18 protein-coding genes are annotated in these 19,540 nt (G+C 65.0%); 8 read left to right on the top strand and 10 right to left on the bottom strand.

Annotation, left to right across the window (positions count from 1 at the left end; translation table 11 throughout):
- The 8 genes from E8L03_RS12260 to E8L03_RS12295 form a co-directional block, all read right to left on the bottom strand.
- Window positions 1-1,014 (bottom strand): D-alanine--D-alanine ligase family protein, encoded by a 1,014-nt coding sequence (locus tag E8L03_RS12260; protein WP_144307068.1) that lies wholly within the window; start codon window positions 1,012-1,014, stop codon window positions 1-3.
- Window positions 1,014-2,330, bottom strand: coding sequence for a KamA family radical SAM protein (locus E8L03_RS12265; RefSeq protein ID WP_144307069.1), 1,317 nt, complete (start codon window positions 2,328-2,330; stop codon window positions 1,014-1,016). The genes E8L03_RS12260 and E8L03_RS12265 overlap by 1 nt, the downstream gene beginning before the upstream one ends.
- Window positions 2,327-2,689, bottom strand: a complete 363-nt coding sequence (locus tag E8L03_RS12270; RefSeq protein WP_171267506.1) for a hypothetical protein — start codon at window positions 2,687-2,689, stop codon at window positions 2,327-2,329. The genes E8L03_RS12265 and E8L03_RS12270 overlap by 4 nt, the downstream gene beginning before the upstream one ends.
- A gap of 261 nt (window positions 2,690-2,950) precedes the next feature.
- On the bottom strand, window positions 2,951-4,456 hold the full coding sequence (locus tag E8L03_RS12275) for a sigma-54-dependent transcriptional regulator (RefSeq protein ID WP_244963519.1): 1,506 nt from the start codon (window positions 4,454-4,456) through the stop codon (window positions 2,951-2,953).
- A gap of 303 nt (window positions 4,457-4,759) precedes the next feature.
- Entirely contained in the window at window positions 4,760-5,302 is a 543-nt protein-coding gene (gene rfaE2, locus E8L03_RS12280; RefSeq protein WP_171267507.1) for a D-glycero-beta-D-manno-heptose 1-phosphate adenylyltransferase, read from the bottom strand.
- Between the two features lie 63 nt (window positions 5,303-5,365).
- The gene (locus E8L03_RS12285) at window positions 5,366-6,133 is read right to left on the bottom strand and encodes a YkgJ family cysteine cluster protein (RefSeq protein WP_144307072.1); all 768 of its coding nucleotides are present in this window, start codon (window positions 6,131-6,133) and stop codon (window positions 5,366-5,368) included.
- A gap of 150 nt (window positions 6,134-6,283) precedes the next feature.
- On the bottom strand, window positions 6,284-9,556 hold the full coding sequence (locus E8L03_RS12290; protein WP_171267508.1) for an efflux RND transporter permease subunit: 3,273 nt from the start codon (window positions 9,554-9,556) through the stop codon (window positions 6,284-6,286).
- Window positions 9,549-10,754, bottom strand: a complete 1,206-nt coding sequence (locus tag E8L03_RS12295) for an efflux RND transporter periplasmic adaptor subunit (protein ID WP_171267509.1) — start codon at window positions 10,752-10,754, stop codon at window positions 9,549-9,551. The genes E8L03_RS12290 and E8L03_RS12295 overlap by 8 nt, the downstream gene beginning before the upstream one ends.
- Window positions 10,755-11,034: 280 nt before the next feature.
- Here E8L03_RS12295 and E8L03_RS12300 point away from each other — a divergent pair, with 280 nt between their 5' ends.
- The 3 genes from E8L03_RS12300 to E8L03_RS12310 all read left to right on the top strand — a co-directional run bounded on the left by E8L03_RS12300 (window position 11,035) and on the right by E8L03_RS12310 (window position 13,086).
- Window positions 11,035-11,856, top strand: coding sequence for an ATP-binding protein (locus tag E8L03_RS12300; protein ID WP_171267510.1), 822 nt, complete (start codon window positions 11,035-11,037; stop codon window positions 11,854-11,856).
- Between the two features lie 153 nt (window positions 11,857-12,009).
- A complete protein-coding gene (locus E8L03_RS12305; protein ID WP_144307075.1) occupies window positions 12,010-12,222 on the top strand; it encodes a hypothetical protein in 213 nt (70 codons plus the stop codon).
- 84 nt (window positions 12,223-12,306) lie between these two features.
- Window positions 12,307-13,086: an exodeoxyribonuclease III gene (locus tag E8L03_RS12310; protein WP_144307076.1), complete on the top strand. Its 780-nt coding sequence runs from the start codon at window positions 12,307-12,309 to the stop codon at window positions 13,084-13,086.
- 190 nt (window positions 13,087-13,276) lie between these two features.
- On the opposite strand, the gene E8L03_RS12315 is transcribed toward E8L03_RS12310, so the two are convergent.
- The gene (locus E8L03_RS12315) at window positions 13,277-13,993 is read right to left on the bottom strand and encodes a prolipoprotein diacylglyceryl transferase (RefSeq protein ID WP_171267511.1); all 717 of its coding nucleotides are present in this window, start codon (window positions 13,991-13,993) and stop codon (window positions 13,277-13,279) included.
- Between the two features lie 197 nt (window positions 13,994-14,190).
- Window positions 14,191-14,436, bottom strand: a complete 246-nt coding sequence (locus E8L03_RS12320) for a hypothetical protein (protein ID WP_144307078.1) — start codon at window positions 14,434-14,436, stop codon at window positions 14,191-14,193.
- A 266-nt stretch (window positions 14,437-14,702) separates the two neighbouring features.
- Between E8L03_RS12320 and E8L03_RS12325 the strand changes: the two genes are divergently transcribed.
- The 5 genes from E8L03_RS12325 to E8L03_RS12345 all read left to right on the top strand — a co-directional run bounded on the left by E8L03_RS12325 (window position 14,703) and on the right by E8L03_RS12345 (window position 19,510).
- Window positions 14,703-15,371 carry a succinate dehydrogenase/fumarate reductase transmembrane subunit gene (locus E8L03_RS12325; protein ID WP_412973813.1) on the top strand — a complete coding sequence of 223 codons (669 nt, stop codon included), beginning with the start codon at window positions 14,703-14,705 and terminating at the stop codon, window positions 15,369-15,371.
- Window positions 15,372-15,531: 160 nt separating this feature from the next.
- Window positions 15,532-17,370: a fumarate reductase flavoprotein subunit gene (locus E8L03_RS12330; protein WP_144307079.1), complete on the top strand. Its 1,839-nt coding sequence runs from the start codon at window positions 15,532-15,534 to the stop codon at window positions 17,368-17,370.
- 2 nt (window positions 17,371-17,372) lie between these two features.
- A complete protein-coding gene (locus E8L03_RS12335; RefSeq protein ID WP_144307080.1) occupies window positions 17,373-18,125 on the top strand; it encodes a fumarate reductase iron-sulfur subunit in 753 nt (250 codons plus the stop codon).
- Between the two features lie 9 nt (window positions 18,126-18,134).
- Window positions 18,135-18,971 carry a fumarate hydratase gene (locus tag E8L03_RS12340; RefSeq protein WP_144307081.1) on the top strand — a complete coding sequence of 279 codons (837 nt, stop codon included), beginning with the start codon at window positions 18,135-18,137 and terminating at the stop codon, window positions 18,969-18,971.
- Window positions 18,971-19,510 carry a Fe-S-containing hydro-lyase gene (locus tag E8L03_RS12345; RefSeq protein WP_144307082.1) on the top strand — a complete coding sequence of 180 codons (540 nt, stop codon included), beginning with the start codon at window positions 18,971-18,973 and terminating at the stop codon, window positions 19,508-19,510. The genes E8L03_RS12340 and E8L03_RS12345 overlap by 1 nt, the downstream gene beginning before the upstream one ends.
- Window positions 19,511-19,540 lie beyond the last annotated feature (30 nt).

Below are 19,540 nucleotides of genomic sequence, written 5' to 3' on the forward strand. Positions count from 1 at the left end.
CTATGCCGCAATGCGGCGGCCCGGCTGGCGCGCAGCGGCGATTCGGTCCGTTGCCGAGCGCATGATCCGCGAGAGCAGATCGAGAAAGCTGATGCCGTTCAGCGAGCAGAGAATGGGCAGATCCGAGTGCTCCGGATGCATGCCAGGCAGCGGATTGATCTCCATGAACTGGTAGCGGCCGTGGGCGTCCTGGCGCAGGTCCACCCGTCCGGCGTCGCGAACGCCCAAGGCGCGGTAGGCGGCCAGGGCCACCTGCACGGGCTCCTCGCTCTCAGCCCCGGTCACGGCCCGATACTCCACAAGCTGCTCGCACTCTTCCTTGTTGCGGTAGGTGTAGCAGGCCGGGTCGGCGTCCTTGTTCAGCACGATGTCCATGACGCCGGCCACGCGAGCGTTCTCGCCCGTGCCGGTGATGCCCACCGTGACCTCCCGGCCGGGCAGAAACGCCTCCACCAGAACGGGCTGCTCGTGCTCGGCGATGAGCGCAGCAGCGCGCTCCACAAGCGCATTCCTGTCGTGCACCAGGCACGAGGAGGCCACGCCCTTGCCTGTGCCTTCGGCCACAGGCTTCACGAACAACGGGAACGCCGGCAGGTCCACCCGCTCGGCCTGGTCCACGCTCTCCAGCACCACGAAGTCCGGGGTGGGCACGCCCTGGTCCCGGACCACGCGCTTGGCCACGCCCTTGTGCAGGGTCACGGCCAGGGTCAACGGATCGGAGAAGACGTAGGGAATGCGGTAGTGGTCCAGCAGGGCCGGCACCAGGGACTCGCGACCATAGCCGTAGAGCCCCTCGCAGATGTTGAACACCAGGTCCCAGCTCGCATCGGAGGCCAGGGCGCTTACGAGATCATAGGCGCTGCCCACGCGCACCGTGCTGTAGCCCAGCATGCGCAGGCCGCGCTCGATGGCGTCGATGGTGTCCACGCGGTCGAACTCCGCGGTCTGATGCTCGTTGAAGCCGCGCGCGAGATAGTCATCCCGCAGATCGTATGTCAGGGCGATGGTGGTCATTAGTGCGCCCCCACAACCGGAGCCGCATGGGAAGCGGCCGGGCATCCTGCCGGACATGTCGCGAACGAGGTTGCATCCGCAGCGGCGGGCACCGGTTCGGGCGCATAGTCCGGATAGTGGTAGACGCGGCCCTCGTAGTTCACCAGGGCCAGGCCCTGCTCGTCGCGGCCCAGCATGGTGTTGGCGTAGATGGGCACCTTGCCGCCTCCGCCGGGCGCGTCGATCACGTAGGTGGGCACGGCGTAGCCCGAGGTGTGGCCGCGCAGCGCGCTCATCAGCTCCACGCCCTTGGCCACGCTGGTGCGGAAATGCGCCGAGCCATGGATGGGGTCGCACTGGTAGAGGTAGTACGGCCGCACGCGCACCTTGAGCAGGCCGTGGAACAACGCTGCCAGGGTCTCCGGCGCGTCGTTGATGCCGGCCAGGAGCACGGTCTGGCTGCCCAAAGGCAAGCCGGCGTCGGCCAGGCGCTCGAAGGCCTGGTTCGTCTCCGGGGTCAGCTCCCTGGGGTGCATCATGTGGCAGCTCATGAACAGCGGGTTGTGTTTCCGGAGCATGCGCACGAGGTCGCGCGTGACGCGCTGCGGCAGCACGGCCGGCACCTTGGTGCCCAGGCGCACGATCTCCACATGGCTGATGGCGCGCAGCCTGCCCAGCAGGTAGTCGATGGCCTCGTCCGGCATGGTCAGGGGATCGCCGCCGGAAACCACCACGTCGCGCACCGTGGGCGTGGCCGCGATGTAGTCGAGGCAGGCGTCCCAGCGCTTGCGCACGGAGCCGGCGTTGCCACGTCCCACCAGGCGGGAGCGTGTGCAGTAGCGGCAGTACGTGGAGCAGAAGTCTGTGGACAAAAAGAGCACGCGGTCCGGATAGCGGTGCACCAGACCGGGAGTCGGGCTGTGGCCCTCCTCGCCCAGGGGGTCGTCGGCCTCGCCAGGGCCCAGCACCGCCTCCTGCATGGTGGGCGATACGGCGCGGCGGATGGCGCACGACGGATCAGCCCCGTTCACAAGGCTCAGGTAGTACGGCGTGATGGCCAGAGGGAACTCGCCGCCCTGGGCCAGCGTTTCCTGCGGCGTGGGATTGATGTGTCGGAAGAGCTCGGCCTGGGAGGTCACGCGGTGCGCGATCTGCCAGTGCCAGTCGTTCCACTCGGCGCGCGTGACGCCCGGATAGAACTCTTTGCGGAAGGCGTCGCGCTCCTCCCCCATGGCAAAGCCAGTGCGTTTGGATTTGGGCGCTGATGCCCGGACAGTTTGTGCGGCCTTTCGGCTACTGGGAGGCTCGAGCGCCTCGATCTCGTTGTCACGCGTCATTTTCGTTCAACGGTCTCCTGGTCAGGGAAAGGTTTGGGCTTGCTTTCCGGCCCCGCACCGGAAAAGAGCTCGAATCGATGAACATGGAGGCGGACACCGCCCCCGGATGCGTCATCCTTCGAGGATTGCTGCAGCCAGCCCAGAACATGCACCAGCGACCCCCGGCCGCCGGACAAGGCGGCATGGACCAACCGTTTGCCCTTGGCATCCATATGGATGCGCACGTCGCGCTCCCCCGCACAGGCGAGCACGACGTCGGCCACGGAACCATCCTTCTTGGTGGATACCGGGCAGACAATGCCCGTGAAGATTCGCAGCGGTGCGTGCATGTTCTTGCGGCCTCCTCGATGCTGCGCCATGAGCAAACACCGGTCCGAAATGCACTGCACTTATTTTATTGGAGATTCCTGGATAGACCGGCGCAAACAGGAACCCGACGTTCCGAAATCGATAAAAAAGACGGAAGCGCAGGGTCCTGCTTTTCTTGTATGCCTCTGGCGGCCAGGGGAACCGACTACTGAGGGGCGCTGCCCCTCAAACACCCCGCCAGGGGCCAATGGCCCCTTGACCCTTTTCTGGGGGAGCCCGAGGGCAAAGCCCTCGGACCATTCCCGGACCAGCTACTTGAACGCGTTCTTGTCCAGGCCGTGGCGGGTCATGAGCTTGTTGAGCTGCCTGGTGGTGATGCCGGCGTGGGCCGCGGTCTTGTTGATGCGGCCGTGGTGGAGAGTCAGGACATCGTGCAGGTACTGCTTTTCCAACGCATCCTTGGCGTGCTCCCGAGCCTCGGCCAGGGTCATGCCGGTGCCGGCGATGCGCTGGGCCTGGCTGGCGTAGCTGCCGTGGGCGGGATGGAACTCGGCCGGGAAGTGCTCCAGGGTGAGCATGCGCGAGCCGCTCAGGATGTAGGCGCGCTCCACGAGATTTTCCAGCTCGCGGACGTTGCCGGGCCAGTCGTACTGCGCCAGGGCGTCCAGCGTTTCCGGTGTGGCGCCGTACACGCCCTTGCCATACTCGCCGCTGAGGCGCTCCAGAAAGCCGGACACGAGCAGGGGGATATCCTCCTTGCGCTCGCGCAGGGGCGGGATCTCCAGGGGGAAGACATTGAGGCGGTAGTAGAGGTCCTCGCGGAAGCGGCCCTCGCGCACCATGGCCTTGAGGTCCTGGTTGGCGGCGGCGATGACCCGGGCGTCGGTGTGAATGTCGGTTTCCCCGCCCACGCGGTGGAAGGTTTTTTCCTGCAACACCTGGAGCAGCTTGACTTGCGCGGCCATGGAGAGCGTGCCGACCTCGTCCAGGAAGATGGTGCCGCCGTGGGCGATCTCGAACTTGCCGAGCTTGCGTCGCACCGCGCCGGTGAAGGCGCCCTTCTCGTGGCCGAAGAGCTCGCTTTCCACCAGGGTCTCGGGGATGGCGCCGCAGTGCACGGCCACGAACGGTTTGTCCTTGCGCATGGAGTGGGTGTGGATGAGCTTGGCCAGAGCGCTCTTGCCCGTGCCGGACTCGCCGGTGAGCAGGATGAGCGCGCTGGTGGGGGCGGCGGCCTTGGCCTTGGCCAGGACCTCGCGCATGGCCGGGCTCTCGGTGCGCGTGAGGCGCTTCACGTCCTCGCCCCAGAAGCTGTCGCGCAGGTAGGAGAGCTCGCCCTCCATGCGGTCGGCGGCCTCCAGGCTCTCCAGCACGTAGCGCACCTCGTCCGGGTGAATGGGGTAGGTCAGATAATTGTCCGCGCCCTTCTTCACCGTGGCCACGACCTCGCGCATGTCCCCGCTGCCGGCCATGATGACCACGCTGGCGTTGGGGAAGCGCTTCCACAGGGCGTGCAGTCCGGCCTCGGACGAACCGCAGGGCTCAGACGCCTCGGCCGCAGCATCGTTCTCTCCGGCCAGGCGGTGCAGGAACTCCGCATCCACCAGCACGGCGAAGCACGGTCCGGCGAGGTTCATGGCGACAAGCTCGCCGGGGTTGGTGCAGCTGACGATACGCCACTGCCCGGTCAGGGCCGTGCGCAACGATTCGAGCTCGTCACGCCGCGGCGTGGCGATGAGCAGCACGCGACGGCCCCTGGACGAGGCCGCACTGCCGGCGTGGTGAGAGTGGTGCGTATTCCTGATCTTCGTGGGCACCGGTTCCTCCTGGAATCATGGACCGAGGAACACATTGCGGAGGCGCGCGGAGCGCATCCCTCATGACGAAGGCTGTATGCATCCCGGCCGGGGTTCCGGCAAGCATTTTCTGTGAACGATTCCACGAGACTTGTTGCCGGCGAACGCAGGCCGCGAAACGCAGCCGACAGAGGGAACCGCGCCGGAGGAGCCGGGTCACGTCTTGGCCTGCACGAGCCAAGACTGATCAGAAATGGTTCCGGATGGAACAGGGAAACGAAATGCGCGGCGTAGGGACAACGCCCAGGGAAATGCGGGGCGTGCCTACTGACGGCCCTGGCCGCATGTGTCCAGAATTCTGGACACAGTGGAAGAGGTGGAGAAGCCCTGGAGCAGCGGCAGGCTCACCACCAAGCCGCCATCCGACTGCACTATGTCCGCGCCCACGATTGTGTCCACGGGCCAGTCCCCGCCCTTGACCAGCACCTGCGGCCGCAGCAGCTTGATGAGCTCGTACGGCGTGTCCTCGTCAAAGCCGGTCACGTAGTCCACGCTGGCAAGATGGGCCAGCACGTAGGCCCGTGCGGCAAAGGGCATCACCGGCCGGCCCGGTCCCTTGCCCAGCCGCTGCACAGACGCGTCCGTGTTCAGCCCGACCACAAGGATGTCCCCCAGAAAGCGCGCCCTGGCCAGGAGGTCCACATGGCCGGGGTGGAGCAGATCGAAGCAGCCGTTGGTAAAGACAACGCTGGCGCCGGCCTTCTTGTGCGCGGCCACACGCTCCGCCACGGCGGCGCGTTCCAGCACGCCGGGATGTGGCGGAACCTCCAAATTACCAAGTTGGGGGGCGTTTACATGGTCGGCCATGCCGTGTTCATGCCCTATCCGGGAGGATATGGGAAGAGGAGCCCCGAACCGGAGCGGCTGCGGCTACTTTTTGCGCTGCAGCCGGTCGTGATCGCCGTAAAGGATGAGCGCGGCCCAGTCGTGGCCGAAGCCCAGGGCGGTTTCCTCGTCAGCGAGCACGGTCTGCGGGTCAAACTCGCCCTCCACGTGCTCGAACACGCCCATCTCGCCCACGAACTTCTGGAACTTGTCCGGCTGATACAGCGCCAGCAGCAGCATGGTGGCCTGCTTGGCCGTGATCGCCAGGCCCTGGGACTTCTGCTGGGCCATGAGCTTCATGGTCCGGTCGTTCATCACGTTGTACGGCTCCAGACCCTGGTCGGCCATCCAGGTCTCGGGCGTCCACTCCTTGGGCTCGGTAAAGCCCTGGCAGTGGTCCTCGCGCACCACGAAGAAGCGTTCGCCCACGCCGCCTCGGACAACGCGCGTGGCCCGGCCTACAGGGTACGTGCGGCAGGCCGCCGGCCGGTCCAGGTAGACGCTGCAGCCTTCTTCGGTGACGAAGGGGCAGGGCCGCCGCGCCGTATCGTCGCGCATGCGCAGGTGCACGCGGGGATAGCCAGTGTCCGGGTAGGTGGAGATGTCAGTGCGCGTCGTAAGAAAGGTCTCGCTGTCCTCGCCCAGGGCGCGCCGCAGCCGCAACGCGTCGTAGGGGGTCAGGGAGAGATTGAGATCGGCGCAGCAGGCGTTGAAGCACTCGATGCTGGGGTGGCATTGAAAGCAGAACTGCTCGCCGTGCTTGAGCTCGGGCAGGCTGTCCAGAAACGCCTGGGTTTCGTCGCGTTCAGACATGAAGACTCCTTGGTGTGAATTCGCCGGTGAGCCTAGATGAATTTATCCCGCCCGGCAAACGCTTGCGCAAGCCTCCCCCGATGGATTGCCCAGGGGCTCTGCCCCTCTCGCAACGCCTTATCCAGAATTAAAAAACACGCTTGCGTGACCTCACGTCTGCATGGGCTTTTGCCCCCGCGTGACGAAGTAGCCCACCGGCACCACCAGCAGAGTAAACGCCGTGGACGCCACCAGGCCGAAGATGAGCGCCCAGGCCAGGCCGGAGAAGATGGGGTCCAGAGTGATGGGCCACGCGCCCAGCGCCGTTGTCAGCGCGGTGAGCACGATGGGCCGGAAGCGTACGGCCCCGCTCTCCAGAATGGCCTCCTTCACGTCCATGCCCTGTGCGCGGCTCTCCTCGATAAACTCCAGAAGCACCAGCGAGTTGCGGATGACTATGCCGCCCAGGGCGATCATCCCGATCATGGATGTGGCCGTGAAGAAGATGTTGGTGGTGTAGCCGCCTATATGCGAGGTGAACAGGATGTTCATCAGCCAGAACCCGGGCATGATGCCGAGCAGGGTGAGCGGTATGGCCGTCATCAACAGAAGCGGCATGGAGAAGGAGTTGGTCTGCAGAACCAGCAGGATGTAGATGGACAGCAGCGCCGCGCCAAAGGCGATGCCCAGGTCGCGGAACACGCGCAGGGTGATCTTCCACTCGCCCTCGCTGGCCCAGTCCACCTTGACGCCGGGCGGCAGCGGCTCGTCCTTCAGGCGGGCGTCCAGGTCCAGAACAGCCTCGCCCGGCGCGCGGCCGGCCATCTCCGCGAATATCCAGACCACGCGGTTGAGGTCCTTATGGTAGATGGGCTGGTCCTCGGCCAGCCGCTCGAAGTCGCCCAGCTCGCCCAGCTCGATCATGGCGCCGGACTCCGTGCGCACCGGTATCTGCGTCAGGCTCGCCGGGGAGACGCGCAGCTCCCGCGGCAGGATCACCCGGATGAACAGGGGCTGGCGCTCGTCCGGCAGGTGGATGGTGGCCGGATCGGCTCCACCCACGGCGATGCGCAGGGTCTCGGTAATGGCCTCTGTGGACACGCCATGCAGCGAGGCTTTCTGCTTGTCCACCACGAAGTTGATCCGCGTGAATGGCTCCTGGAAGCTGGCGTCGATGTCCGTGACGCCGGGCTCCTGCTCCATCTTGGCCATAAGCTCCTGCGAAGCCGCGATGAGGTCGCTGTACGGGGTTCCGGGCCGGCCGGAGACCTCGGCCGTAAGCGTGGCCACCACGGGCGGGCCGGGCGGCGACTCCACGATCTTCAGCGTCGCGCCCTGCTCTTTGGCGATTGTCTCCAGATCATGGCGCAGCCGCAGCACAATGGAGTGCGACTGCATCACTCGCTCGTCCTTGCCGGCCAGGTTGATGCGGATGTCCGCCTGGTGCGGGCTCTCCCGCAGATAGTACTGGCGCACCAGTCCGTTGAAGTCGATGGGCGAGGGGTCGCCCGCATAGGTCACGTAGGTGGTCACCTCGGGCACGGTGCGCAGGTAGTCCTCGAAGGCGCGCACAGCGCGGTCCGTCTCCTCCAGGCTGGAGCCCTCGGGCATGTCGATGACCAGTTGCAGCTCGTTTTTGTTGTCGTACGGCAGCATTTTGAGTGGCACGTAGCGCAAGCCGGCCAGGGCAAGTGACCCGACCAGCAGCCCCAGCACAACCACGAGCAGCCCGAACCGCATGCCCCGCGAGGAAAGGAACGGCCCCAGTATCCTTCTGTAATTCTTGCGCACCCACACCGGCGTGGTGTCCTCGGACTGCGACGCCTCGTCCGCCGACGGCGCCTCGCCCTTCTCCACCCGGCCTTTGATGAGGTGGTAGGAGAGCCACGGCACCACGGTGAGCGCGGCCACAGTGGAGAAGGTCACGGCCAGGGGCACGTTGGCCGCCATGGGCGCCATATATGGGCCCATCATGCCTGTGATGAAGAACATGGGCGCAAAGCTGACGATGATGGCCAGCGTGGACAGAAGCACCGGGGGCAGCACCTCGCGCACCGCCGTGAGTGTCGCGTTGAACGGGTCCTCCCGCCGCATCAGGATGTGGCGCTGGATGTTGTCCACGTTCATGATGGGGTCGTCCACCACCAGACCCATGGAAAGAATGAGCGCAAAGAGCGTGACCCGGTTGATGGTGAAGCCGAGCAGCATGGATACGAACAGCGCCAGGGCGAAGCTGACCGGCACGCTCACGGCCACCACCAGCGCCTCCCGCCTGCCCAGGGTGATGGCCAGCAGCACCACCACCGTGACGATGGCGAAGAAGAGCGAGGCGAGCAGCTCGTTGACCTTGGCCTGGGCGGTCTTGCCGTAGTCGCGGGTTATCTCCACGCGCACGCCGTCCGGCAGCAGCGGTATGAGCTCCTCGGCGCGATCTGTCAGCCGCCGGGCTACGTCCACGGCGTTGGTGCCCTTCTTTTTGGCGATGGCCAGGGTCACGGCCGGGTAGTCCAGTCTGGCCGGCAGCGCCGTGGCGTCCTTGTTCACGCCGGGAAGGATGCCCAGCCTGGCGCGCTCCTGGGCGTGGTAGTTGGAGAAGCCCAGGCGCGAGTAGGCCGCGGGCTCCTGCGGTCCGTCGCGTATCTCGGCCACGTCCGAGAGCGAGACCGGCTTGTCCTCGAACACGCCCACCACCAGGCTGCCCAGCTCGGCCGGGTCCATCAGGAAGGAGTCCGAGGTGACGGAAAAGGTCTTATCGTCCAGAGTCGCCGTGCCGGCTGTTACAGAGGCGTCGGCCCCGCCAAGCGCCTTCATCACGTCCTGCGCCGAGATGTTGAAGCCTGCCAGACGCTCGGGCGAGAGCTCCACCCGGACCTCGCGCGACCGGCCGCCCACGAGCTGCAGCCGGCTGATGTCCTCCTCCTCGGCCAGGCGGTTGTAGAACTCCTCGGCGATGCGCCTGAGGGCGTAGTCGTCATACGAGTCGGAGTAGAATGTCAGCAGCAGGATGGGGACGTCGTTGACCTCGCGCGGCTTGACCACCCAGCCGGTGACGATGTCCGGCACAAGGTCCTGGTTGGTGGTGATTGCGTTGTGCAGCTTGATCAGCGAGCGCTCGCGGTCCTCGCCCACATAGAAGCGCACTGTGGCCATGGCCATGTCGCGCCTGGCGTTGGCGTAGACATACTCCACGCCGTCGATCTGCCAGAGGATGCGCTCCAGCGGCGCGGTGACGAGCTTCTCCACCTCCTCAGCCGAGGCGCCCGGCACCTGGACGATGACGTCGGCCATGGGCACCACAATCTGCGGCTCTTCCTCGCGCGGGGTAATCATCACCGCCGTGGCGCCCAGCCCCAGGGCGAACACCAGCAGCAGGATGGCCTGCTTGCCGCGCAGAAAGGTGGCGACAATGGCTTCGATAACGCCGCGGCGCTTTGGCTCAGCCATCGGCGCCCTCCTCGGCAGGGCTACCGCTATCTGGTCCGGCAACGGACACGGGCAGGGCCAGGGTCTCGTTGCCGTGCAAGCCGGAGAGCACCTCCACGGCCGTGGCGTTGGCCTGGCCCGTGGTCACGAAGATGGTGCGCCAGCCTTCCTGGTTCGGGTCGTGGATAACCACGGTTTCCAGCTGGCCCACGCGGCGCAGCGCCTGCGGCGGCACCAGCACGGCCTCGCGCTTGATCATGGGGATGAGCAGCCGGCCGAACATGCCGGGGTAGATGCCCGGCTGGTCCGGCATGGTGACTTTCACGAGAAAGGTCCGGGTCTGGGGATCGGCCGAGGGCACCACCTCGTCCACCACGCCGGTGATGGTGAGGTCCAGGGCCGGGATGTGCAGCGGAAACTCCTTGCCCGGACGGACCTTGCCGATGAGGCTCTCGCGCACCAGCGCCTCCAGCCGGATGTTAGTGCCCGTGCGCATGACCAACAGCGGCTTGCCCGGCACGGCCAGGTCGCCGGGGTCGGCGTCGCGCTCCGTGACCACGCCGCCCTCGTACGCCTTGATGGTGGCGTAGGAGAGCGCAATGTTCGCCTCCTGCACGGCCTCGGTCGCGCGCTCCACAGATGCCTGCGCCGCGGTGTGGCCCTTGCGGGCCTCCTCCAGGCCGGCCTTGGCGCGCAGGTACTCGGCCTCGGCCTGGTCCAGCTCGCTCTCGGCCACGGCCTTTTCTTCAAATAGGGACTTGATGCGCCGGTACTGGGAGCTGGCGCGGTCAAAGGACGCCATGGCCGCCTGCACGGCCTGGGCCGCCTGATCCACCCCGGCCTGGGCCGACTCCATCGAACGCTTGGCCTGCTCCAGACGGGACTGGAGCTGCCGGTCGTCCAGCACCACCAGAACCTCGTCCTTGGTCACGCTGTCGCCGGGGTTCACGCGGACTTCCTTGATAATTGCCGTGACCTGCGCCTCCACCTGGGTCTCGGTGCGCGGCCGCACGGTGCCCACGGCCTCGTACCAATCCACGATCTCGGTCCGTTCCGCCGTGGCCGTGGGCGGGGCCTCGGGATAGCGCTTCTCCACCTGCATGGTCAGCGCCGTGTCGGGCCCTACGGGTTTCTTCTCCAGAAACCCGCCGGACCAGAGAATCAGCAGGACGAGCCCAAAAACGCCGGCAAGGGGGCCGGCGGCTTTTTTCATGCGCATTGCAACGTCTCCTTCACGGGGTCGCGGGATGAATCATGAACACCATGTAACATAGGGGTGAATTGAAAGGAAACATGCGAGGCGGGGTTTCCGGCGCATCCTGTCCGGATACGCCGCCTTCTCCTGATCCATGGCGGATATTCCCGTGGCGAAACTTTTTTCAAAAAAACCGCGTCATTTGATCTGGATCAAAGCACGGCGCGGTCCACTGCGCTAGACAGGAGCCATACAACGACTACTTTTTCAACGAACCACCATGCCATATAGGAGGAATCACTCCATGACCACTACCATCACCCGACCCATCATCGAGATCAACGAAGAGCTCTGCGACGGCTGCGGCCAGTGCATCATCGGTTGCGCCGAGGGCGCACTCGCCATCGTGGACGGCAAGGCCCGTCTCGTGGGCGAGGTGCTCTGCGACGGCCTGGGAGCCTGCCTGGGCGAGTGTCCACAGGATGCGCTCAAGCTCGTGGAGCGCGAAGCCCCGCCCTTTGACGAAGACGCCGTGGAAAAGCGGCTGGCCGAAATGAAGAATGCCGAGAAGGCCCCCATGGGCTGCGGCTGCCCCGGCAGCCAGGCAGGACGCATCGAACGCCCCGCCCCTGCCGGCGGATGCCCTGGCGCGGCCGCAGGCGCTGTGCAGAAGACCGGCGCCGGCCAGGTGCCCGGAACCTTCGAGTCCGCCCTGGAGCATTGGCCCGTCAAGCTGCGCCTCATGAACCCGCAGAACCCGCCCTTCCCGCAAGGCTCCAGGCTGCTGCTGGCCGCGGACTGCGCCCCGGTGGCCCACCCGGCCCTGCACGGCGAGCTGTTGCCCGGCAAGGCCGTGGCCATCGCCTGCCCCAAGTTCGAGGACCCGCAAGCCACTCTGGAGAAGCTCACGGCCATGTTCCAGGCCACGCAGCCCAGCGAGGTTACCGTGGTGCGCATGGAGGTGCCCTGCTGCACCGGCCTGTCCACCATCGCACACAAGGCGGCCGAGCTCTCGGGAACCGGCGTGGCGATCACCGACATGGTGCTCACCCGCGACGGTCGGCTGATCCCGGCCAATGAGCACCAGCCCATGGCCCGTCCCGGCCTCGGCGCTCGGCCCATGTAGGCAATCGTCTATCTAGAAAACAAGCAAGGCGCATTGAAAATGATTCGATGCGCCTTTTCCTATTTCTGCAAAGAATTCTCTTCCTTTTTTATATCCATTGGCTTACAAATCTCCTACCCGTTTTCTCCCTTTTTAACCCAGGTGGTTTATCGAATGGCCAAATGCGAATGTCTCCAGACGTGTATCTTTTTCAATGACCGCATGGCGAACATGCCGGCCATGGCAGGCATGATGAAAAAGAAATACTGCCAGTCGGACAACAGCGGTTGCGCCCGTTACATGGTCCTGAAGGCCAAGGGCCGCGGCGCTGTGCCCGGGGATCTCTCGCCGTCGCAGGTGGACAAGGCGCGCGATATCATCGGCTAACGCGTTCCGCACTCCTCAGCTCCAGAACCGCATTTTGGGTAATCCGGGGTGGCGCACACAGGCCCCAATCTGTACAACGGGGCCATGGCACTCTGGAAATTCTACTCATGGAATGTGAACGGCTATCGCGCCGTCTGGAAGAAGGGCTTTGGCGAATGGCTCACGTCCTCTGACGCGGACGTGGTCTTTCTGCAGGAGATCAAGGCGCATCCCGAGCAGCTGGATGACGAGGCGCGCCATCCCCACGGCTACACAGGAATCTGGAACCCGGCCCAGGTCAAAAAGGGGTACTCGGGCGTTGCCGCGCTGCACCGCAGGCAGCCGCTCTCCGTATCCACCGGCCTGCCGGACGCGCGGTTCCAGGGCGAGGGACGCCTCGTGCTTCTGGAGTACCCCGCCTTCTACGCCGCCGGGGTCTACTTCCCCAACGGCCAGAGGGACGAGGAACGCCTGAAGTTCAAGCTGGACTACTACGACGTATTCCTGGAGTACGCGGAAACCCTGCGCATGGACAAGCCGGTGATCCTGTGCGGCGACGTGAACACGGCGCATACGCCTGAGGATCTGACCCACCCGGACCGCAACGCGAAGACGTCGGGCTTCCTGCCCGAGGAGCGCGCGTGGCTGGACAAGTTCACCGCCCACGGCTGGGTGGACTGCTTCCGCATGTTCCACGAGGGGCCGGGCAACTACACGTGGTGGGCGCCGTGGCGCAACGCGCGGCAGAACAACGTGGGGTGGCGCATCGACTACTTCTTCGTGACCGAGGAGCTGGCCGGCCGCGTGAAGGACTGCTGGCACGCCACGGACGTGATGGGCTCGGACCACTGCCCGGTGGGCCTGTCCATCGAAGTGGACGACTAGATCATCGCGAGGGGCGAAGCTTTCACCGGCATGCCGGATGCGCATGCTGGCGCTTGCTGACGGTGGAGTGTTCTCGTGCGCTGAGACAATCTGTGATTATCTCGGACAAGCGCATGCGAACATCGAGATCTGTTCAGGATCAGGATGCTCTGAAAGGATCGAAAAGGCGCATCGGTATCTGCGTTATCCTCTAGACAACGATATCGACGCGCATCTGGTCCATGCTGGCGGTGCTTCCTTCCTGTGGCGCTGTTGGGGCGGCGCTGGCGCCGGTCTCTTCCGGCTGCGCCTCCACGGCGCCGCCGTTCTGCGGCGCACTCTCTGCGGTCGGGGCCTCGGCCTTCTGCTGCCGGTCCGCCTGACCAGGTTCGTCCTCGGCCGGGATCTGCTCAACCGCTGTCTCGTCGTCTTGCTCCACGGGAGCGGTCTCCGCAGCAGCCGTATCGTCGGATTGCCCCGTAGCCTTTTCTTCGAGCTTTTTCTCGCTCTGCTCTTCGGACTCCTTGCGTTCCTCTTCCATGCGCTCCGCCTCTTTGTCGCGCACTTCCTTTTCGGCCAGCTCTTCTGTCGCCTTGGCCGCCTTAGCCCCGGCCAAGTTCTTCCCGGCGTAGCCTTCAGCGCTTTCGGCTTCCAGCCTGTACAGCTCGACAATGCCGGTCAGCTTATCCTGGAACTGATTTTGGACCCGAAGGTTTGAGAGGATGCCCAGTACATATTTGGACGGCTCTTTGTTGGCCGTGACGAAATTGTTTTCCAGCAGGTTCCGCGGCCGTGGAGGAGCCGCAACCGTAACGGCCTGCGTTGTCTTCCGGGACTCCACAGCTTCGCCTGAATCCTGCGCTGTGTTCGCTGCGTCCGCGCCAAGCAGCGTGTTCAGGTTGAACCCTGTTCCGCCTTCTATCTTCATGACCACCGCCTATGGTTGGTGCATTCATGCCGCCGTTACTATCCGTATCTATCGGCATTGTGCGCCAAAACCTTAGGGGTATTCATGCAGGCAAGAACAGCGAAACCCGCTATGCATGGCGATTCGGACTGATGCCGCCACGCATGGTGCATGCCGTCTCGTGGAGCGGCGCGCGATGGTCACGGGCTATGGGTGGTCTACTCTGCAGGAGTGCCGTCGTCCCCATGCAGGGCGTCATGGCTCCTGCGCAGGCCCCCGGACAACGTACGCAGTGCTGCTGCAAGGGGTTCCGGCAACGTCCCGTCCATATCGAGCGCGGCAATCCGCGCCGTGAGCTCTGCCTCGTCCATGCCAACCTCGCCAAGCTCCAGCCCCTCCACCTCTTCTGCCGCCTTCCGCAACGAGCGCGATTTCGCGCCGTACCTCGAACCCTTGGTATTCATTGCGGTTCTCCCCCTCCGTGCGCATCGCACGTTCTGGCCAGTGTGCCAACCTGATGGACATGACATTCAGTTTAGTTTACATCCTTGCCGACAATCCTTTCAAATTCATGTTGATTATGTTGATAAATTACTCCGCACAACGCACCGGCAGCGTCCAAAAAATTAGACGTCAGGTTACGAGTGTGCTCTTTCCTTGTGCTTTGATTCAACGCTACCACGGAACGCCACATATATCATGTCGAAACTGATGCACTGGAGGTAGCCTGATGGCCTACACAGCAATGGACAGCGCCATGCCCGCCAAGGTGTCGAGCAGAACCGCCGCCTACATGGACTGGGCGCAGATGCTCACCGGCGCGATTCTCATCCTGTTCATGTGGTCGCACATGATCCTCGTCTCAAGCGTGATCATCGGTCCCGGAGCGATGAACGCCCTCGCCGTATTCTTCGAAAGCACCGGTCTGGCACAGGTCGGCGGCCCGATCATCGGTGTGCTGTTCCTGTTCCACTTCGTGCTCGCGGCGCGCAAGGTGCCCTTCCGCCTCGACCAGCAAAAAGTCTTCCTCAAGCATTCTCGCATGCTGCACCACGGCGACACCTGGCTCTGGGTCATCCAGGCCGTCTCAGCCATGATCATCCTCATCATGGGCGCCGCGCACATGTGGGTCGTGCTCACGGACCTGCCCATCACCGCGGCCAAAAGCGCCGCGCGCATGCAGCACTGGCCGTGGCTGATCTTCTACCTCTGCCTGCTGCCGCTGGTGGAGCTGCACGTCTCCATCGGCTTCTACCGCATTGGCGTGAAGTGGGGCTTCATCAAGCGCTCCTCCCGCACCGGCGGCAAGAAGCTGGAGCGCGGACTGCTCATCGTCTTCCTGGTCATCGGCTTCCTTACCATAATCCGCTTCCTCACCCTCACGGCCGCCGCGAGCTGACGGGCTGTCAAAATGCTTTTCGGCAGACTGTTCAAAGACCGCGCTGGCAGGGCGCAAGAAACGTTCAAGGCCGATGCGTACATGAAGGCACGTGAGGGTTTGAACTTTACTTGCAACACAGCCAGCAGGGGAATTTCAACAGGCTGCTAAGGAGACACCCATGCTGACTTTCTACACCGATCTGTTGTGCATCGGCGCAGGCCTGGCTGGAGAACGCTGCGCCGTGGAAGCCGCCGGGGCCGGATTCGAGGTGGTCTGCCTCTCCCTGGTGCCTGCCCGCCGCTCCCACTCCTGCTGCGCCCAGGGCGGCATGCAGGCAGCCCTCGGCAACTGCGCCATGGGCGAGGGCGACTGCCCGGACATCCACTTCCAGGACACTGTCAAAGGCTCGGACTGGGGCGCGGACCAGGAGGTAGCCTGGCTCTTTGCCGAGGCCGCGCCCGTGGAAATGCGCCGCCTGGCCCACTGGGGCGTGCCGTGGAACCGCGTGGAGCCCGGCGTGCACACCTACTATAAAGGCGGCAAGCCCTTCGAGAAGGAAGAGCTGGAGGAAAATCGCGGCCTGATCCACGCCCGCGCCTTCGGCGGCACGGCCAAGTGGCGCACCTGCTACGCCTCGGACGGCACCGGCCACTCCGTGCTCTACACCATGGACAACCGCGCGGCCCAGCTGGGCGTGCAGGTGCACGACCGCACCGAGGTCATCAGCCTGATCCACGACGACGGCAACTGCCTGGGCGCCGTGGCCCGCTCTTTGCGCACCGGCGAGCTGGTGGTCTACATGGCCCGCGCCACACTCATCGCCTCCGGCGGTTTCGGCCGCATCTACAGAAACTCCACCAACGCCGTGATCAACGACGGCGGCGCGCACATCGCTGCCCTGGACACCGGCGTGGTGCCGCTCGGCAACATGGAGGCGGTCCAGTTCCACCCCACCGGCATCGTGCCCACCGACATCCTGGTGACCGAAGGCTGCCGCGGCGACGGCGGCACCCTGCTGGACAAGGACCTGCACCGCTTCATGCCCGACTACGAGCCGGAGAAGGCCGAGCTCGCCTCCCGCGACGTGGTCTCCCGCCGCATGACCGAACACATGCGCAAGGGCAAGGGCGTGCCCAGCCCGTACGGCGACCACCTCTGGCTGGATATCCGCCACCTGGGCGAAAAGCACATCCGCACCAAGCTCCGCGAGGTAGACGAGATCTGCCAGTACTTCCTGGGCATCGACCCGGTGAAGTCGCTCATCCCGGTGCGGCCCACGCAGCATTACTCCATGGGCGGCATCCGCACCAACAAGGACGGCGCGGCCTACGGCCTGAGCGGTCTGTTCTCGGCCGGCGAGTCCGCCTGCTGGGACATGCACGGCTTCAACCGCCTGGGCGGCAACTCCCTGGCCGAGACCGTGGTGGCCGGCGGCATCGTAGGTAAGAAGATCGTGGAGTTCCTCAAGGGCAGCGAGGTCAGCTTCCCCACCGGCATCGTCCGCGAGCAGGTGACGAAAGACAGGGAACGCATCGACGCCCTCATCAAGGGCGAGCACGGCCATGAGAACGTCTACGACGTGCGCGAGGCCATGTTCGACGTGCTGGAGTACGCCGCCGGCATCTACCGCAACGGCGACGATCTGGAGCGCGGCGTGGGCGAGTTGCAGGAGATCCACGAGCGCGCCAACAGGATAGGCCTGAAGACCAACGGCCTGGGCGCCAACCCGGAGCTGGCCCTGGCCCTCAAGATGCCCGGCATGGTCCGCCTGGCCCTGTGCGTGACCTACGGCGCGCTGATGCGCACCGAGAGCCGCGGCTCCCACACCCGCGAAGACTACCCGGAGCGCAACGACCGCGATTGGCTCTCCCGCACCCTGGCCACGTGGAAAGAAGGCGCGTCCCTGCCCAACCTGACCTATGAGGACGCCTCCCCTGTCTACACCTTACCTCCTGGCGATCGCGGCTACGGAGGCGGCAAGATCATCCCCCGTGATGCAGCGAAAGAGGACAAGTAGCCATGGCCAGAACGCTCACATTCCACATCTTCCGCTACAATCCGCAGGACGCTGACGACGCGCCCCACATGGACACCTTTGTCCTGGACGAGACCGAGTCCATGACCCTGTTCATCGCGCTGAACCGTATCCGCGAGGAGCAGGACGCCTCCCTGCAGTTCGACTTCTGCTGCCGGGCCGGCGTGTGCGGCTCCTGCGCCATGGTCGTCAACGGCCGGCCCACCCTGGCCTGCCATACCAAAACCGCAGATTACCCCGCGGAGATCACCCTCTTGCCGCTGCCGTTCTTCAAGCTGGTGGGCGACCTTTCCGTGGACACGGGCACCTGGTTCCGCGAGATGTACCAGCGCGTGGAATCGTGGATTCACACGGACATCGAGTTCGATTCCAACGAGCAGGAAGCTCGGATGGAGAACGACGTGGCCAATGCGATCTACGAGCTGGACCGCTGCATCGAGTGCGGCTGCTGCGTTGCCGCGTGCGGCACGGCCCGCATGCGCCAGGACTTCCTGGGCGCCGTGGCCCTGAACCGTATCGCCCGTTTCATTGTCGACCCCCGCGACAAGCGCTCGGACGCCGAGTACTTCCACATCATCGGCAACGACCAGGGCATTTTCGGCTGCATGGGCCTGCTCGCCTGTGAAGACGTCTGCCCCAAGGAGCTGCCCCTGCAAGATCAGCTCGGTTACCTACGGCGCAAGGCGGCGCTTACCGCCATTGGACGCAAGGGTCCCAAGAACCCTCAACTCCCGTAGGAGATACGGATGCGCACAATCGAGCGTGACACGGTTGTCGATGCCGTGGCCAAGCTATGCATCGACGCCAACAGGTACCTCCCAGCCGATGTTCGCCGCGCCTTCGAAGCGGCCCAGGCCAAAGAGGACAACCCCGTGGCCAAGGAAGTGTTCCGCCAGCTTCTGGAGAACGCCGACCTTGCCGAAAAATCAGGCCTGCCGCTCTGCCAGGACACCGGCCTCGCCGTCCTCTTTGTCGAGGTGGGCGAGGAGGTCGCGGTGAACGGTGGCCTGCGCGACGCCATCAATGAGGGCGTGCGCAAGGGCTACGCCGACGGCTTTTTGCGCAAGTCGTCCTGCGACCCCATGACCCGCGCCAACAGGGGCGACAACACCCCGGCCATCATCCACTTCGACGTGGTGCCCGGCGACACCCTGAAGATTTCCTTCATGGCCAAAGGCGGCGGCAGCGAGAACATGTCCCGCGTGACCATGCTCGCTCCTTCCCAGGGCTACGAGGGCATCAAGGACTTCATCCTGGACCGCGTGGCCGAGGCCGGCCCCAACCCCTGCCCGCCCATCCTCATCGGCGTCGGCATCGGCGGCACCTTCGAGAACGCGGCCATTCTTTCCAAGAAGGCCCTGCTGCGCGAGCTGGACGACACCCATCCCGATCCGGAGACCGCGGCCAAGGAGAAGGAGCTGCTTCAGCTCGTCAACGATCTCGGTATCGGCCCCATGGGCCTGGGCGGCAAGACCACCTGCCTGGCGGTGAAGATCGCCATGGCTCCGGTCCACATCGCCAGCCTGCCCCTTGCCGTGAACATCCAGTGCCACTCCGCGCGGCACAAGGAGGTCACTCTCTGATGGCCGAGTACCACCTCACCACCCCGCTTACCGACGAGGACATCGCCCCGCTCAAGAGCGGCGACGTTGTCTTTCTTTCCGGCACCATCTACACCGCGCGCGACGCGGCGCACAAACGCCTGGTCGACACCCTGGACCGCGGCGAGGAGCTGCCCTTCGACCTCAAAGGCGCCGTGGTCTACTATGTAGGCCCCACGCCGCCCCCGCCCGGTCGCCCCATCGGCTCGGCCGGCCCCACCACCAGCTACCGCATGGACGCCTACGCCCCGCGGCTGTACTCCCTGGGTCTCAAGGCTTCCATCGGCAAGGGCCGCCGCAACGACGAGGTCAAGCAGGCGCTCAAGGACTACACGGCCGTGTACTTCGGGGGCACAGGCGGCGCCGGCGCCCTCCTGTCGCAGAAGATCAAGGCGGCCGAGATCGTGGCCTACGAAGAGCTCGGCCCCGAGGCCATCCGCAAGCTCACCGTGGAGGAGTTCCCCGTGACCGTCATCAATGACAGCCACGGCGGCGAGCTATACGTCACCGCAAAACGCTGACAACGAGCCCCCGCCCAGTGCGGGGGCTTT

The sequence above is a fragment of the Oceanidesulfovibrio marinus genome, from assembly GCF_013085545.1.
Classification (GTDB): Bacteria; Desulfobacterota; Desulfovibrionia; order Desulfovibrionales; family Desulfovibrionaceae; genus Oceanidesulfovibrio; species Oceanidesulfovibrio marinus.

Coding starts and splice junctions, on each gene's coding strand:
- E8L03_RS12270 (WP_171267506.1), bottom strand. CDS start 2,689: ATGGCGCAGCATCGAGGAGGCCGCAAGAACATGCACGCACCGCTGCGA.
- E8L03_RS12300 (WP_171267510.1), top strand. CDS start 11,035: ATGACCACTACCATCACCCGACCCATCATCGAGATCAACGAAGAGCTC.
- E8L03_RS12290 (WP_171267508.1), bottom strand. CDS start 9,556: ATGGCTGAGCCAAAGCGCCGCGGCGTTATCGAAGCCATTGTCGCCACC.
- E8L03_RS12305 (WP_144307075.1), top strand. CDS start 12,010: ATGGCCAAATGCGAATGTCTCCAGACGTGTATCTTTTTCAATGACCGC.
- E8L03_RS12315 (WP_171267511.1), bottom strand. CDS start 13,993: ATGAAGATAGAAGGCGGAACAGGGTTCAACCTGAACACGCTGCTTGGC.
- rfaE2 (WP_171267507.1), bottom strand. CDS start 5,302: ATGGCCGACCATGTAAACGCCCCCCAACTTGGTAATTTGGAGGTTCCG.
- E8L03_RS12320 (WP_144307078.1), bottom strand. CDS start 14,436: ATGAATACCAAGGGTTCGAGGTACGGCGCGAAATCGCGCTCGTTGCGG.
- E8L03_RS12295 (WP_171267509.1), bottom strand. CDS start 10,754: ATGCGCATGAAAAAAGCCGCCGGCCCCCTTGCCGGCGTTTTTGGGCTC.
- E8L03_RS12330 (WP_144307079.1), top strand. CDS start 15,532: ATGCTGACTTTCTACACCGATCTGTTGTGCATCGGCGCAGGCCTGGCT.
- E8L03_RS12340 (WP_144307081.1), top strand. CDS start 18,135: ATGCGCACAATCGAGCGTGACACGGTTGTCGATGCCGTGGCCAAGCTA.
- E8L03_RS12260 (WP_144307068.1), bottom strand. CDS start 1,014: ATGACCACCATCGCCCTGACATACGATCTGCGGGATGACTATCTCGCG.
- E8L03_RS12310 (WP_144307076.1), top strand. CDS start 12,307: ATGGCACTCTGGAAATTCTACTCATGGAATGTGAACGGCTATCGCGCC.
- E8L03_RS12335 (WP_144307080.1), top strand. CDS start 17,373: ATGGCCAGAACGCTCACATTCCACATCTTCCGCTACAATCCGCAGGAC.
- E8L03_RS12325 (WP_412973813.1), top strand. CDS start 14,703: ATGGCCTACACAGCAATGGACAGCGCCATGCCCGCCAAGGTGTCGAGC.
- E8L03_RS12265 (WP_144307069.1), bottom strand. CDS start 2,330: ATGACGCGTGACAACGAGATCGAGGCGCTCGAGCCTCCCAGTAGCCGA.
- E8L03_RS12345 (WP_144307082.1), top strand. CDS start 18,971: ATGGCCGAGTACCACCTCACCACCCCGCTTACCGACGAGGACATCGCC.
- E8L03_RS12285 (WP_144307072.1), bottom strand. CDS start 6,133: ATGTCTGAACGCGACGAAACCCAGGCGTTTCTGGACAGCCTGCCCGAG.